Here is a 15002-nt window from a genome sequence, read left to right as displayed (position 1 = left end):
TATTTTAGAACGAATTGGTAAGAAGTACAAATGTTTTGTTCATAAAATCGTCAAATTTTTAATATTTATTTGATATTAATTTATATGTATTCATGAAGAAAAGCATGTCCTTCACGTTAGAACATGCTTTCTTCAACTTGTATTTTTAATTTAATGCTAACCGTCGTTCCATTCCCTTTTTCACTTTCAATTCGCCACTGTCCATCATGTATATGAACAATCTGTCTTACAATAGCAAGGCCTAAACCTGTTCCACCATGTTGACGACTTCTCGCTTTATCAACGCGGTAAAAACGTTCGCCAAGGTTTTCTAAATGCTCTGTTTCAATACCGATTCCTGTATCTTTTATGTTCAATTCACAGTAATCATCTATCTGCCTGAGCGTTATCATAATATCCCCGTTTGGATTTGTATACCGTATCGCATTATCTAACACGTTATGAAGCACTTGTTGCATACGATCCTCATCAATCATTACAATGATTTCTGGATTTAAATTTGTTGAAATACGAATTTTCTTTTCTATAAACTTAATCTCATACGTGTCTAACACATCTTCAATGAGTTGTGAAAAAACGATAGGTTGTTTCTTTAACGGAAAATGTTCACCTTCTAATTGTGCTAAATCTAATAAATCATGAACGAGACGCTGCATACGCCCCGCTTCTTTATGAATGAGCTGTGTTACTTTTTCCTGCTGCGGTCCCTTCGCTACACCATCTAAAATCGCCTCGCTATATCCTTTTATATAACTAAGTGGTGTTCTAAGTTCATGCGAAACGTTAGCTAAAAATTCCTTACGCTTTACGTCTTCTGTCTCTAAAGAATTTGCCATTTTATTAAATGCTTTTCCTAACCGTCCAATTTCATCTTCGGAAGAAATTGTAATCCGTTCTGAGAAATCTCCCGTAGCTAAATGATTGGCCACTCGTTCCATTTGCGAAAGCGGTCTCGTAATAGCGATAATAATCTTTCTCCCAATCCATATTGTTAGTAAAGTCATAGCAAGTGCTAACGGTGCTAAAATAAGGCCCATATCATATATTAAGTCTTTTATACTTTTTAAAGGAATATAAGAATATACAATGCCAACTAACTTTTTATTTTCTAAAACAGGGATGACAACCCCCATAATATTACGGTCAAAATGTTCCTCATACCCTATCTTTGTCACCGTTTTTCCATCTAATAATGTTTGCCTGTCCCCTTCACTTATAAGAGAATGATGATGCACATCAAAAGGTAAACATGCGCTTAAATCACGTGGGTTTGATACGAAAAGAACGTCTGAACTAGATATTTGATCAAATGCTCTTACTTTCTCTTCAAAAGTTGCTATTCCTTCACTCTTATCATATTGCGCAGCAAGACCCTTCCCTTCCATGACTAATGAATCTTTTAAATTATCAACGTATAGTTTTTCATACGAATATAAAGATACAAAATAAAGAAAGGAAACTGTTACAAATACTGCACATACTACTGTCAGCCAAAGCTTCTGTACCATCGTAAACATACGTTACACCTCAAATTTATAGCCTACACCCCAAACAGTTTGAATGTAATTCCCACTTTCTCCAAGCTTCAAACGCATCGTTTTCACGTGCGTATCCACTGTTCTTGTACTTCCGGCATAATCATATCCCCATACCTTTTCCAACAATTGTTCCCGGCTAAATACTTGCCCTGTATGTTGGCAAAGAAAATAGAGTAAATCAAACTCTTTTACAGTAAGAGAAATCGGCTCACCATCAGCCTCAATCTTCCTACTTTTTTCATTAATAAGGATTGGTCCAAACTGAATCTCCTCTTGTTGCTCTTGCTTTGTATAACGTCTTAACACAGCTTCCATACGAGCAATTAGTTCTCCAGGACTAAATGGCTTTACAATATAATCATCTGCTCCCATACGTAATCCGTTCACCCTATTCCACTCTTCACCTTTTGCTGTTAAAAATATAATTGGCACATCTGATGTTTTTCTAATTTCTTTACAAACTGAAAGTCCATCCATCTCTGGCATCATAATATCTAATACAACGAAATCATAATGATCCGTCTCTAATTTTTTTAGCGCCTCTTTTCCATCTTCAGCTTCTCCCCACTCGTATCCGAAATTATCTAAGTACATTCCAACGAGCTGCCTCATATCACTTTCATCATCTACAACTAGCACCCTATATTTACTCATTGTCCTTCCCTTCCCTCTCTATGAGTTGAAACGGCCCTTTTCCGACTTTAATTGTTTGTTTGATTTTCAAATTCTTCATATCCATGACACACACTTCATCACTATCATAGCTTGCTACGTATCCTTCTGCTCCGCTCTTCAAAAATGCAAATGGGTTCGACCCTACTTCTACAGAAGCTACCTCTTTATACGTGCTAACATCAAACTGTCTAAGCGTATTCGAACCGTGACTTAATGCATATACATACTTATTATCCTTCGTTATATTCACAGGCATAAACGGAGCATGTAAAGAACGTACCATTTCTCCGCTCTGCAATGAATATACTAATACTTTTTCATTGACTTGATTTCCATCACCATGTCCGCCAATCCATATTTCTTTCCCATCTGGGCTAATTGTCGCTCCTGTTGATGCTGGGGGAATCATAAAGGATTGTATCACTTCTTTTTTCTTTGTATCAATTGTCGTTAGCTTCGTATCATAAAAGTTTAATACAGATAACTGGTTATGGTACTCTACCATCGTTATCGGTCCTTTTCCTGTTGATACACTCCCTGTCTCTTTCCCTTTTATCGTAAAGAACCTTACCTTTTGGGCAGTTTGATCGGCAGCAAATAATTGCTTTTTATCTTCGGATACAATCACATTTACAATGCCTTTTCCAGTTTTATACTTGTCCACTTGCCGTCCCTCTGCTAGTGAATATACATACATGTACTCTAACTGCTTGCCATATACAAGTATATCCTCGCCGTTTGGAAGTAGTGCAACTCCTGCAATTGGTTCATTAAGTTCCCATGTCGTAATTAACTTTTTAGTTTGTTTATCAACAAAACTGATACTACCTTCTTTTATATTCGTTGTTATCATAACACTTTTATCTTTAGCAATCGGTGTATATGTACTTCCTTGACACCCTACTAATAGAAATAAAAAACAGAGAAGAAAAACATACTTTCTCAAAAGGTTCCCTCCATCTTCGGATGATTTCGTTATAATTGTAAAATAACAAATAAATGTGTGGAAAGTGTGAAATTTTCCTTTCTTACTTCATTTACATATATAATGTACAACAAATAGAATTTGAGGTGTGCAAATTATGCTTTTTCCTGATTTAGCGAATAAAATTGTACGAGAAGTACGCAGACTAATTAAAGAAAATATTATTATCATTAATATAGAAGGCGTTATTATCGCAAGTACAGATGTAGAAAGAATCGGTCAGTTTCATGAAGGCGCACTCCGATGTGCAAAACAAAAGAAAACTGTCATTATTACAAAAGAAGATGAACGACGTTTGCAAGGTGTAAAGGCGGGTATGAACCTCCCCTTACTATTCCATGACGAAGTAATTGGTGTCATTGGAATTACAGGCGAACCTGAAAATATTTCACAATACGGAGAAATATTACGTAAAATGACCGAACTACTCATTCATGAAAACTACTTTTTAGAACAACTAGAACTTGAACACCGTTCTTATGAAGCATTTGTCTTTGATTGGCTTCAAAATACAGACTGGTCTCCAAGCTTTCTCGATCGCGCAAAAACACTTGGTATTGATTTATATAAGAAGAAACAACTTATTTTGTTCTCTATCGATCAAAATGACACGATGCTTCAGCGTAAAATTTGGCAACACGTACGCAATCTATTAACAAAGGAGCATCTATTTGTTCGCTGGGGAAATGATCGATTCATTTTATTTACAGCCACGATTTCCAAAGAACAAACGTATCAATTTTTAACACGATTAAAACAAGACTGTGAAAATTCGTTTTCTATTCCTTTATATATCGGGATTGGGCAATCCGTTACGCCAAGCAATATGAACTTATCGTACGAACAAGCATTGCAAGCTCTTTCCGTATCACTTGAAACGAAACAAATTGTATTTAATGAAGATTTACGTTTAGAAATGTGCTTACAAGATATTTCTGCAGAAACGCGGGAACAGTTTCTAAGGCGCACGATCGAAAACTTACTATCATCTCCTGAGCTTATGCACACTTTACGCTTATTTATCGATTATAACCAATCCTATAAACAAACAGCTGAACAATTACATATACACATTAACACATTGCATTACAGACTTAAAAAGGTTGAGGAGCATACAGGACTTGATCCGAAACAATTCAAAGACTTACATATTTTATACTTCTCGCTCCTCTTATTAGATAATCATACAAAAAAGAACGATAAAATAGAGTAATCTTTAGATGATTATACATGGAAAGAATTCCCCAACTTTTTTATCATTATAATGAAAGCACTGTGACAACGTTTTTATAATGACTAAATACGTTAACAGTTTGAGGGGGATTTCCAATGTTAGAAAAGCAAATTATTCATTCATTCGTATCCATTGTTGGCGAAGATAATGTAGATACATCCAATATGGGGCGTTTAACGTATAGTTATGATGCCACTCCAAACTTCCAAGCAATGCCTGATGCAGTCATTGCTCCTCGTAATACAAATGAAGTAGCAGAAGTGTTAAAAGTATGTAACACTCACAACATTCCTGTATATGTTCGTGGCTCTGGAACAAACCTTTGCGCAGGAACATGTCCACTTGAAGGCGGTATCGTCCTTATCTTCCGTCATATGAATAACATTTTAGAAATTGATGAAGAGAATTTAACAATCACAGTACAAGCTGGTGTGATTACGCTTGATATTATTAAAGCGGTAGAAGAAAAAGGTTTATTTTATCCACCAGATCCAAGCTCGATGAAAATTTCTACAATTGGCGGTAACATTAATGAAAACTCAGGTGGCTTACGCGGATTAAAATATGGCGTAACACGTGATTATGTGATGGGTCTTGAACTTGTCTTACCGAATGGCGATATTATTCGCACTGGTGGTAAATTAGCAAAAGATGTAGCTGGTTACGATTTAACTCGGTTATTTATCGGTTCTGAAGGAACACTTGGCGTCGTAACAGAAGCAATTTTAAAACTTGTTCCTATGCCTGAAACGAAGAAAACGATGCTTGCGCTCTATGAAGATATTAATGAAGCTGCTCGTGCTGTTTCTTCTATTATTGCAAATAAAATCATTCCAGCGACACTTGAGTTTTTAGACCAACCGACAATTGAAGTAGTAGAAGAGTTTGCTCAAATCGGTTTACCAACTGACGTAAAAGCAATTTTATTAATTGAGCAAGATGGTCCGCCTGAAGTTGTCAATCGAGATATTGAAAAAATGGCTAACGTTTGTCGTTCTATGAATGCAGTTGATGTTCGCGTTGCAAAAGATGAAGCAGAAGCAGATGCACTTCGAACAGCTCGCCGTAGTGCACTATCAGCACTTGCAAGATTAAAGCCTACTACAATACTAGAAGATGCAACGGTACCACGTTCACAAATCGCTCCAATGGTTGAAGCGATTAATGCCATTGCAAAAAAATATAATATTCCTATTTGTACATTTGGACATGCTGGTGATGGTAACTTACACCCTACTTGTATGACAGATGCTCGTAATGAAGAAGAAATGCACCGGGCTGAACAAGCATTTGCTGAAATATTTGCAAAAGCAATTGAACTTGGCGGCACGATTACTGGTGAACATGGTGTTGGTGCGATGAAAGCTCCGTATTTAGAAATGAAATTAGGTAAAGAAGGTATTGCTGCTATGCAAGGGATTAAACAAGCCTTCGATCCAAATAACATTATGAATCCAGGAAAGATGTTCGCGAAGGACACTCGTAAAAGAGTGGTGGTTGAGCGATGACAACATTAAATAAAGAAAACATTCAAAAGGAATTTAAAGAACGATTAAGTGAAGATGAACTACTAAACTGTATGCGATGTGGTTTCTGCTTACCAACTTGTCCTACTTATATTCAATCTGGATATAAAGAATCACATTCACCACGTGGACGTATCGCATTAATGAAAGCGGTCGTTGACGGTTTAATTGAGCCAGATGAAGATGTTGAAAACACATTAAACGTTTGCCTCGGCTGCCGTGCTTGTGAACCTGTTTGTCCATCTGGTGTAAATTATGGACATTTATTAGAAGAAGCTCGTGATATTATAAATCAAAACAAAAAGTTCTCAGTGCCAGTGAAAGCTGTTCGTAAAGTCGTTTTTGAAGGACTATTCCCGCATCAAAATCGAATGCGAACATTAACAGGGTTAATCGGATTTTACCAACGTTCCGGTTTACAAACGCTAACACATAAAACAGGAATTATGAAGTTATTCCCTGAAACACTTGCAACGATGGATCTCGTTTTGCCAAAAGTCCCAAAAATGAAAGCAATGAAAGATCGTCCTGCATTTTTACCTGCTGAAAGTACAAAGAAGAAACAAGTTGCATTCTTCACAGGTTGTTTAATGGATACGATGTTTTTAGAAACAAATAACGCAACGATGAAACTACTTCAGTTAGCTGGTTGTGATATCGTTATTCCGAAAACACAAAGTTGCTGCGGGGCATTACATGGACATGCTGGTGAGAAAAGTGGAGCAAAAGAATTAGCGAAACGTAATATAAAAGCCTTCGAAGATTTAAACATCGACTATATCATTACGAATGCTGGTGGTTGCGGAGCTTACCTCGTAGACTACGATTACCTTTTAAAAGACGATCCACAGTGGGCTGAACGTGCGAAGCAGTTTGTTTCTAAAATTAAAGATATTACTGCTATTCTAGTAGAACTAGATTTCCATAAACGGAACGACTTACGACTCAATCCGCAAATTATTACGTATCAAGACTCTTGTCATTTACGCAATGTTATGCGAACATCTTCAGAACCTCGTATGTTACTAGAAGCAATTCAAGGCGCAACATACCGTGAAATGAAAGATGCGGATCGCTGCTGTGGTTCTGCTGGTATTTACAATATTGTTCATTCAGAGTTATCCATGGAATTTCTAGATTATAAAATGGATCGCGTGCATGAAACAGAAGCAGCAACCATTGTTACTGCAAATCCAGGTTGCTTATTACAAATGAAATTAGGCATTGAGCGAGAAGGTCTTTCTCATAAAATGAGAGGAATTCACATTGTAGATTTATTATTAGAAGCAATTGAAACCAACTCGTAATAACTCGTAACATACGTAATAATAAGAAAACGGCTATCTCCTTCGTCTACGTAAAGAGATAGCCGCTTTTTTGTCTGCTACAACATTAAAAATATGTTACTTTATTATAAAAAAGAACAACAGAAACATTACAGTTTTGTAAAAATCAATCCAGTATATTCCTCGAAAAAATGCTCAAACCATTGATACAATGGGATTCTTCATTTTTAATATAGGTACATTTTTCCAAAAACCCCCTCTTAAAACTAAGTATAAAAATGCTGAAAATTCCTTTTATACTCTATGTTTCTCTTATTTTTCCCCATTTCCCCTCTTAGGATAAATTAGGTAAATTTTAAGTCTATGAATTTTTTTCCATCTTTTTTCTCACAAAATCTATGCTACGATGAATTTGTCAGTTAGACGGCTGGCAAAAAACAAATAAAAACATAGACAATATGGGGGCAAACATTATGAAAAAACGTGTTCTATTATCTGTAGCTGCTGCAACAGCACTTACTTTAGGAGTATCTTCTTTAGATGCACAAGCTGCAACAGTACAACCATCTAACATAAATGTTCAAAATATTCAGCATTCTAAAGTGATGATGAAGCAAATGAGCCAACAAGAATTACAAGCATTCTTACAATCTATGGGAGTTGAGTCATTCGCACAATGGCAACAAGGAAACTTCCAACCAAACTGCTATATTCCTGGTCAACAACCTAATGGAAATGTTGTAACTGAACAACCAACAGCTAAACCAGTAGCTCCAAAGCCTACTGAACAAAAACCTGTTGAGCAAAAGCCTGCTGAGCAAAAACCAGAAGCTCAAAAACCAGCTGAAAACAACAATACTCAAAAACCTGCTGAACAAAAACCTGCTGAGCAAAAGCCTGCTGAAGAAGCAAAATCTTTAAGCCAATTCGAACAACGTGTTGTTGAATTAACAAACGCTGAGCGTACAAAACAAGGCTTACCAGCATTACAAATCGATACTGAATTAAGCAAAGTAGCACGTATCAAGTCTGAAGATATGCAAAAAAACAACTACTTTGATCATAATAGCCCTACATACGGGTCTCCGTTTGACATGATGAAGAAATTTGGTATTTCTTATAAATCTGCAGGTGAAAACATCGCTCAAGGTCAACGTACACCTGAAGAAGTAGTACAAGCTTGGATGAACAGTGCTGGACACCGTGCAAACATCTTAAATAACAGCTTCACTCACATCGGTGTTGGCTATGTAGAAAGCGGCAACTACTGGACACAACAATTTATCACGAAGTAAATAGATTAAAAGAGTCTTCTCATAATGAGAAGACTCTTTTTTACGTTTCATAACTTTCTATTATGTATGAATACATTATGTAGAACATAAACAAAATAGAGCCACAGCTTATTACACTAAGTAACACATAAAATCCCCATTTCAAGTTCAAAAACAATGAAAACAATATACTACATGCCATCACTTGAAAAATCCGCCTACTCACTAAACGAATTTTTTGTAATTTAATTGGGTCTTTTTCCGTACTCTTAACTGTTTTAAAGCCTTTACTAAGCATAAAAAGAAACATACTAATTCCAATCGTTAGTCCTGTCTGAAAAGCTATCCTACTTCCAAAATTAATAAAGAGAATGAGCATATGGATAAACACCATAAATAAAGTAATCGTCTTTAGAAATCCACTTATAATGACATGCTCACCTTCATTAAATTTATATATATTATGTGAAATAATATACACGAAGCCATGTAAAAAAATAATAAGACAAGGAATAAATGCTATAACAACTTGTTTACTCATAAACTCGTTTGGCTCACCATTTTCATTCCAATGTATTGCCATAAAATCCGGTAAATATGGATAGAGGCATAGAGTAACTAAAAGACAAGCGAAAAATATTCCTAATATATATTTATATTTGATCAAGTGATTCTCACCTCTCTTTTCTCTTAACGGCTTCGCTTCTTTTAGAGAAATTCCTGCAAAAATCTACTTTTCTCAAACTTATACTTACACTTTACGCATTCATTCTTTGAAATTCTTTCATTGTATTATTTAATTTCACAGGAAATGGTACATCCACTTCGATCTCTTCTTTCGTAATTGGATGTAAGAAATGAATCTTCATCGCATGTAATGCTTGCCCTGTCATATGTTTCGTTTGTCCACCATATAATACATCTCCAACTAATGGATTACCATGATAGCTCATATGAACACGAATTTGATGAGTTCTACCAGTTTCTAATTGTAACGTTACGAGCGTAACATTTTGTTTTTTAAAATATTTCTCTACTTTATAATATGTGATTGCTTGATCTCCTTTTGGAGAAACACGTCGTCTCGTCGCATGATGACGATCTCTTCCAATCGCTGCGTCAATGGTTCCTTGCTTATCTTTTACTTTCCCTTCCACAAGCGCCGCATATGTTCTTTTAATTTTTCGTTCCATTAATAAACGATCCATAATTGCACCAGCAATTCTATGTTTAGCAAACACGACACCGCCTGTCGTATCTTTATCTAACCGATGAATATGACGAACCTTCGTCTCTAAACCTTGCATTTGAAAATAAAAGGCAACAAGGTTTGCAAGTGTTCCCGTTCCACCTTTTTCAGCAGGATGTGTATCCATCTTCTCAGGCTTATTTACGATGAGTACGTGATCGTCTTCATATACTACATGTAATTCACCATATTCAGGCTCTACATCGTATTCTTCCTCCACAAACATATGCACTTGCAACTTATCGCCTTCTTTTAAAAGCTCATTCCATCTTCTTTGTTCTCCGTTAACGGTAACACCTTTTTCCATACGAAGCTGATGTAACAACTTTTTCGGTATTTCCCATTCTATTTTTAATAACGAATCAATACTTATACCATTCCATTTCGCTGGAACAGTAATTTCGCACCATTCGCCCTTTTTCTTCGTTTCCATACTGTATCACCTTATTTCTATTGATTCTCTCATTGTAACGGAAAATACACTTTGATGCACCGTCAAAAATAGAGGGCAGTCTTATAGTAGACTGCCCCTCACGCTCTACGCCTTTTCATTTCTTGCAATACTTCTTCCGCTTTTTGCTCATACGATAAATCTTTAAAGAAATCCGCCAGTCTTTTATAATCATTATACGTATCTAATAAATCATCCATCTTTTCTACTTTCATCACATGTTGTTTTTGCTTCATTTTTACTGGATAACGATAGCCCGATACCTCTTGTATTTTGTAATACTCATCCTCTACTTGAATAACCTTTACAAGTTCCTCCTCTTCCGCATCCATCGTATATCCATCAAAATCTCTCAGCAATTCATAAATAATATGAGTCCATTCATCTTTTGGATAAAATCCTTTTTCTAACCGATAACCGACAATGCGATACATATGCCCATCGTTTTCTGCAAACTGTACTGTATCATTTAGCTTAAACTTAAAATAACGAAACATTGCCTTCACCTACTTATATGTAATCTTCTTATCACATACTATTTGCAAAATGTAGGTCTTGCTATTCATAAAAAAATACTCATCTTATAGATGAGTATTTTTTACGATGATTTTTCTCTTTTCTTTCGAAATGGTAACCACCAGTTCCAGTCTCCAAACAATTTCATTAAACTTGGTACGAGCATAAGACGAATAATTGTTGCATCAAGGAATATCGCTAATGCAACGCCAAGCCCCATTTGCCGTACTGGTAAAATATCAGTAAAGGCAAACGCACCAGTTACAACAATCATAATTAACGCTGCTGATGTAATGATCCTACTTGTTGACACAAGTCCTTCTAACGTAGCTTGATCGTTATCTCCTGTTTCTTCATATAGTTCATGAATACGTGAAATAAGAAAGACTTCATAATCCATGCTAAGCCCAAATACGAGACCAAAAATGAAGATTGGTAAGACAAATAGAACAGGACTCGCTTCTAAACCAAAATGCCCACCTTCAAATAACCAAACAACAATTCCAATTGTTGCGCTTAAACTAAGTATATTCATAATAATTGCCTTAATTGGAATGAGTATAGATCTGAATGCGAATAATAATATAACAAAGGTCGATCCAAATATAACGGACATACCAATTGCAACTTTATCTTTAATTTCGTCTTCTAACTCTTGTTGGAACGTCGTCATCCCGCCTAAATAATACGTAACATCTGTTTCTTTATAATTTTGTTTAAAATCACGAACCCATTGTTTAGCAGTTTCAGTACGTGGTTTCGTTTTTAGAAAAACTTCTATCGTCGTCTTATTCCCTTTCGTATATGCTTCAAATACAGGAGCTAGTTTCGCTGCTTCTGGCGACGCTAATATTACAGCAACTTGATCTGCTTTCATACCTGTTAACCCGTCATATAAACTTCTTACTTCATGCACTTTCTTATCGTCTTTTAACTTTTGAACGACTTCTTCAACCTTTTGTAAACTTTCTTTTTCTTTCATATCTTTTTTCGTCTCTACCACTAACGTAACATCAGCATGTGTTTTTGCCGTTTTATTAAATGCTTCTTCATACTTCTCATATGCAATTCTTGTATCACTTTGTTTCGGTAGAGCTTCCACGTCAGGGAACTGCAAATTAGCTGTACGTAATGGTAATAAGCAAATAACAATAAATGTTGTAACGACAATAATCATCGCAATTGGATGTTTCATTACAAATTGTGCAAATTTACGCCACGCCTTTGCCGGTGTATGTGCTACTTGATTCTTTTTTAATATTCGTTTCCCAATTAATGATAATAGCGCCGGAAGAAGTGTGAGTGAAAATAAAATACTCATAATCACAACAATCATTCCGCTAATTGCGACAGACTGAATATAATCGATCTTAAAGAAAAACAAACCGGATAATCCAACAAATACACATAATCCTGAAAATACGATTGCACGCCCTGCTGTCTGATATGTAATTGCTATCGCTTCTTTTACCGTTCGCTTTGCAACTTCCTCTCGAAAACGATTTACAAATAATAGCGCAAAATCAATAGATAGCGCAAGTCCAATCATCGGTGCAACATTTAACACAAAGATAGATAGTTCCTTATCGACACCTATAAAGTATAATATGCCCATCGTACTAATAACACTAAGTGCCCCATTTACAATTGGTAAAATAGATGCCAAAAGGCTACCAAATGAAAATAGTAATACGAGAAATGCAATCGGTAACCCAATCATTTCTGCTACTTTTAAATCATTTTGCGTTCTTTCATTAATCTCTTTATTAATTTTTGGAAATCCTGTAGGCGTCACTTTTAACGCTGCATTACTTTCCTTTTCGATTTTATCAGCAAATTGTAATGTCTTTTCCATTCGTTCCTTATTTGTTTTCCCGGAAAATAAAATTGTCGCATAGCCGATATCATCTTGTAACATTTCTTTATTTTGCACTGGGTGATGGAAAGATTCATAAGTCTCTTTCTCTTGTACATTTTTTACAATTCCCTCTACTTGCTTTTGAAATTCTTCATGTGAAACACCTTTATTTTTTTCAAAAACGAGTAAAAGTGTATCTTGAGACCGCTTAAAATCTTTATCTAAAATTTCTTTCGTTTTTTGATAGTCCCCTTCTGTTTGGAAACCGTCACCACCTAATACTCCTGGTAGCTTTGGAGCAAAAATACCAAGTGCGATCGCAAGCAATAGTAATGCTACAATTACTGTATAACGAAACTGATACAAAAAAGCTCCTAACTTCCCCCACTTATCTACTTTATGTACATTTGTCTTCACACATTTTCACCTACTTTAAATAATTCAATTGTCATTTATACTGTATCACATCTTCGTACAAACAAAAAACGTCTAGAAACACTATAATGATAGTTTTTCTAGACGTTTTTTATCCCGCTTTAATGGGCAGTAAGACCCCCACCTCAAAATTCAGCGAAAGCAACGAATTTAGGCGGGTGATGAAGAAAACCCCCACTGATTAAAGTTTCACTTTATCTCTCTTTATTAAGCCTCAATCTCTCGGTAAGTAAACGATGACAGTAAATCGCTATAATTAACAAAATACCACCTACGCAATAACCAGCTAAAATATCAGTTGGATAATGTACATTTAAAATAACTCTGCTTAACCCAATCGATACAATGACTATTCCCATCAAGATTGTTATAACATATTTCCCTGTTACACTCTTCAGATTTGCCGCAATGATATAAGCCAGAAACCCGAATGTCATAATAGATAACATTGCATGCCCACTAGGGAAACTATATCCAAGTGCATCCAATGCTTCATTTAACGACGGACGTTCTCTTTTCACAATTTCTTTTATCCCTTTATTCACAAGATGCGTTATTAAAATACCAACTGGATACACGATCATCGCAGCATAATAACGTTTTCTCCAAAAAACAAGTAAACTTATAACGAGCGTAGTTACGATTCCAATGGCAGATCCTAATTTTGTATAGTATGAGAAAAATGTAAGCGAATCTTCTGTTTGTAATCCTTTTACTAATGCTCGGACATATGTATCCATCACTGTAACGCCACCAGCTTGTACGCGCCAAGCAACAATGCCAAATACAGCAAGTAATAAAACGATACAAACTACCTCATATTGATGCAACTTCTTTTTCAAGCGATTTCCTCCTACTATGAAAAAATGCGATTTCTATTTTAGAAACCGCATTTCCTTACTTATTTACCTTTTGTTTTTAACTCTGTCCAGTAACGATCATAGTCTTTTAGCTTATCGTCTACATCAACAAGCCATTCTGTACGATCTAATTCCTCTTTCGTTAAGAAAATCATATGGTTGTCACGATATTCTTTACTATGTAGAGGATGAGCTTTTTCATTAGGATTACTGTATCCAATTGACTCGTAGTTTTTCACACTTACTTTTTCATCTAATAAGTAGTTCATAAACTTCTCTGCAAGCTCTTTGTTTTTCGCACCTTTTGGAATTGCTAACGTATCAGCCCAAATTGTGCCGCCTTCTTTTGGTACAACGTACTCTACATCTTTATTATCTTTTGCGATAAATGCTGCATCTCCAGACCAAACTGTTCCGATCCAAGCATCTTCTGTAATGAATTTTTGTTTAATATTATCTGTATCAAATGCTAATAAGTTTGGAAGTAGCTTCTTTAAATCATCTGCTGCTGTCTTTAACTGTGCATCATCTTTCGTGCTGTTTGAGAATCCATGCTTTTTAAGACCCATTCCTAACACTTCACGAGAATCATTTAATAAAGTTACATGCCCTTTATATTTCTCATTCCATAGATCAGCCCAGCTTGTAGGAGCTTCTTTCACATACTTTTTATTGTATGCAATCCCTGTTACACCCCAAGTATATACTAAAGAATATTTATTCTCTGGATCAAACGCAGGTGTTTTGAAATTAGAAATCATATTTTCGATATTTGGGATATTCTTTTTATCTAACGGGGCTAACAAGCCCATTTTTGCCATTGTTTTAACCATGTAATCAGATGGCTGAATTAAATCATACTTCGCGCCACCAGCTTGTAATTTCGCAAGCATTTCTTCGTTACTTGCGTACTTATCATAGTTAACTTTCACGTTATATTTCTTTTCAAAATCTCTTAGCACTTGCTCATCAAAATTGTCAGCCCAGCTATAAATGTTTAATTCTTCTTTCTTTTCACCACAACCAGCAAGTACACCGGCAACAAGGCTAAAGCTAATTGCTGCGCCGGCTAATCTTTTCATTAATTTCATCGGTTTATTACCCCCTCGTACTTT

At 35.7% G+C, this 15002-nt stretch carries 13 protein-coding genes; 4 read left to right on the top strand and 9 right to left on the bottom strand.

Annotation, left to right across the window (positions count from 1 at the left end; translation table 11 throughout):
- Positions 1 to 116: 116 nt before the first annotated feature.
- Genes ACHZK0_RS06645 through ACHZK0_RS06635 form a run of 3 tightly spaced genes read right to left on the bottom strand, consistent with a single transcriptional unit; the run spans position 117 to position 3159 of the window.
- A complete protein-coding gene (locus ACHZK0_RS06645; protein ID WP_270606057.1) occupies positions 117 to 1517 on the bottom strand; it encodes a sensor histidine kinase in 1401 nt (466 codons plus the stop codon).
- A 3-nt stretch (positions 1518 to 1520) separates the two neighbouring features.
- Positions 1521 to 2192 (bottom strand): response regulator transcription factor, encoded by a 672-nt coding sequence (locus ACHZK0_RS06640; RefSeq protein WP_262740982.1) that lies wholly within the window; start codon positions 2190 to 2192, stop codon positions 1521 to 1523.
- On the bottom strand, positions 2185 to 3159 hold the full coding sequence (locus tag ACHZK0_RS06635) for a YncE family protein (RefSeq protein WP_262740981.1): 975 nt from the start codon (positions 3157 to 3159) through the stop codon (positions 2185 to 2187). Before ACHZK0_RS06635 ends, ACHZK0_RS06640 begins: the two co-directional genes overlap by 8 nt.
- 136 nt (positions 3160 to 3295) lie before the next feature.
- On the opposite strand from ACHZK0_RS06635, the gene ACHZK0_RS06630 reads away from it, so the two are divergent.
- From ACHZK0_RS06630 to ACHZK0_RS06615, 4 genes are all read left to right on the top strand, one after another.
- A complete protein-coding gene (locus ACHZK0_RS06630) occupies positions 3296 to 4411 on the top strand; it encodes a CdaR family transcriptional regulator (RefSeq protein ID WP_262740980.1) in 1116 nt (371 codons plus the stop codon).
- A gap of 116 nt (positions 4412 to 4527) precedes the next feature.
- A complete protein-coding gene (glcD, locus tag ACHZK0_RS06625) occupies positions 4528 to 5940 on the top strand; it encodes a glycolate oxidase subunit GlcD (RefSeq protein ID WP_063261882.1) in 1413 nt (470 codons plus the stop codon).
- Positions 5937 to 7265 (top strand): (Fe-S)-binding protein, encoded by a 1329-nt coding sequence (locus tag ACHZK0_RS06620; RefSeq protein WP_262740979.1) that lies wholly within the window; start codon positions 5937 to 5939, stop codon positions 7263 to 7265. Before glcD ends, ACHZK0_RS06620 begins: the two co-directional genes overlap by 4 nt.
- A gap of 452 nt (positions 7266 to 7717) precedes the next feature.
- Positions 7718 to 8539, top strand: a complete 822-nt coding sequence (locus tag ACHZK0_RS06615) for a CAP domain-containing protein (RefSeq protein ID WP_395761358.1) — start codon at positions 7718 to 7720, stop codon at positions 8537 to 8539.
- 40 nt (positions 8540 to 8579) lie between these two features.
- Here ACHZK0_RS06615 and ACHZK0_RS06610 read toward each other — a convergent pair whose 3' ends face one another.
- The 6 genes from ACHZK0_RS06610 to potD form a co-directional block, all read right to left on the bottom strand.
- Positions 8580 to 9185 carry a DUF1648 domain-containing protein gene (locus ACHZK0_RS06610; RefSeq protein ID WP_395761357.1) on the bottom strand — a complete coding sequence of 202 codons (606 nt, stop codon included), beginning with the start codon at positions 9183 to 9185 and terminating at the stop codon, positions 8580 to 8582.
- Between the two features lie 91 nt (positions 9186 to 9276).
- Positions 9277 to 10200 carry an RluA family pseudouridine synthase gene (locus ACHZK0_RS06605; RefSeq protein ID WP_395761356.1) on the bottom strand — a complete coding sequence of 308 codons (924 nt, stop codon included), beginning with the start codon at positions 10198 to 10200 and terminating at the stop codon, positions 9277 to 9279.
- Positions 10201 to 10298: 98 nt separating this feature from the next.
- Entirely contained in the window at positions 10299 to 10715 is a 417-nt protein-coding gene (locus ACHZK0_RS06600) for a hypothetical protein (protein WP_061678834.1), read from the bottom strand.
- Between the two features lie 101 nt (positions 10716 to 10816).
- Entirely contained in the window at positions 10817 to 13009 is a 2193-nt protein-coding gene (locus ACHZK0_RS06595; protein WP_395761355.1) for an MMPL family transporter, read from the bottom strand.
- A 212-nt stretch (positions 13010 to 13221) separates the two neighbouring features.
- On the bottom strand, positions 13222 to 13869 hold the full coding sequence (locus ACHZK0_RS06590) for a phosphatase PAP2 family protein (RefSeq protein WP_395761354.1): 648 nt from the start codon (positions 13867 to 13869) through the stop codon (positions 13222 to 13224).
- 59 nt (positions 13870 to 13928) lie between these two features.
- A complete protein-coding gene (gene potD, locus ACHZK0_RS06585) occupies positions 13929 to 14978 on the bottom strand; it encodes a spermidine/putrescine ABC transporter substrate-binding protein PotD (RefSeq protein WP_395761353.1) in 1050 nt (349 codons plus the stop codon).
- Positions 14979 to 15002 lie beyond the last annotated feature (24 nt).

Source organism: Bacillus sp. 3G2 (genome assembly GCF_044324725.1).
Classification (GTDB): domain Bacteria; phylum Bacillota; class Bacilli; order Bacillales; family Bacillaceae_G; genus Bacillus_A; species Bacillus_A mobilis.
The sequence above is the reverse complement of the archived record's forward strand: the minus strand, read 5'-3'. Positions and strand labels throughout refer to the sequence as shown.